At 32.6% G+C, this 1,221-nt stretch carries 1 protein-coding gene; it reads right to left on the bottom strand.

Translation table 11 applies throughout. The annotated features are described in order from the left end of the window. Window positions 1-136: 136 nt before the first annotated feature. Window positions 137-1,138: a PDDEXK nuclease domain-containing protein gene (locus JCM15548_RS20515; RefSeq protein WP_062129092.1), complete on the bottom strand. Its 1,002-nt coding sequence runs from the start codon at window positions 1,136-1,138 to the stop codon at window positions 137-139. Window positions 1,139-1,221: the final 83 nt, after the last annotated feature.

The raw sequence follows: 1,221 nt of genomic DNA, 5'->3' as shown, positions 1-1,221 counted from the left end.
CCAGCGATATGGTGCGTGGCTAATTTTCATGAGATATATTTTCTGGCCGTTAAGAATGTTCTTCGGGGGACGGTACTTACTGTAAATATGGAACTTAGCCATGCACTATAACGCGTGTTAGCGGTTTGTTGCTTATTTATTCTTTATTCTCAATCAGTTCTTTCAATTTTTCTTTACTAGGTAAGACTGTTTGATATTTACTTGCGAAAATCTGCTCATTATTCTCAGGAAGAGTATATTGTACAACAGATTCACTTTTGTTCTGACACAGGATTAAACCTATTGTTTTATTTTCGTCCTTTAGTCGAACTTCTCGGTCATAGTAATTCACATACATTTGCATTTGCCCTATGTCCTGATGTTTTAATTCTCCTATTTTCAAGTCTATAAGAACAAATGATTTTAAAATCCTATTGTAAAAAACCAAGTCAATATGAAAATGCTTGTCATCAAACGATATTCTTTTCTGTCTCGCAACAAAAGTAAAACCGGTTCCCAATTCCAATAAGAAATGTTCAAGTTTATCAATTAATTTTTGCTCTAAATCACTTTCTGAATAAATGGATTTTTCAGGAAATCCCAAAAATTCAAGTATAAAAGGGTCTTTAATTGCATCTTTTGGTTTTTCGATAACAAGTCCTTTTTCGGATAATTCTATAACTTCACTTTTATTTCTGCTTAATGATAATCTTGTGTACAGGGCGCTATCGTATTGTCTTTGCAACTCCTTATTACTCCAATTATTCTTTATTGACTCAATTTCATAGAATTTTCTCTCATTCTCGTCATCTATACGCATGAGTTTTAAATAATGAGACCAACTCAATCTGAATTCGTCAGACACTGTCTGACCTTTTGAGTAAGTCAGATAAAAACTTCTCATTTGTTTTAAGTTCGTTGCAGAAAACCCCTTACCAAACTCATCAGAAAGCCTTTTTGATAATGCATTAATCAGATTCTGTCCATATTTAGCCTTTTCTTTACCTTGCTGCTCTTCATCCACGATTAATCTACCAATTTTATAATAAGTATCAACCATAGTTGAATTAACTGATTGGTAAACTGTCTGGTGGGCAGATTTTAATAAATCTAGTATTTTTGAATAAAACGTATCTATCTGTCGATTTAAGTCATTCATAAAATCAGTTTTTATTTCAAAGATAAATTTTTATCTCGAAATGCTCGGAGTGGGTTTTGTCTTGCAATAACCGCTAACGTCCA

The organism is Geofilum rubicundum JCM 15548 (assembly GCF_000974365.1).
Lineage (GTDB): Bacteria > Bacteroidota > Bacteroidia > Bacteroidales > Marinilabiliaceae > Geofilum > Geofilum rubicundum.
Note: the sequence above shows the minus strand (reverse complement) of the source record. Positions and strands in the feature narration are given on the sequence as shown.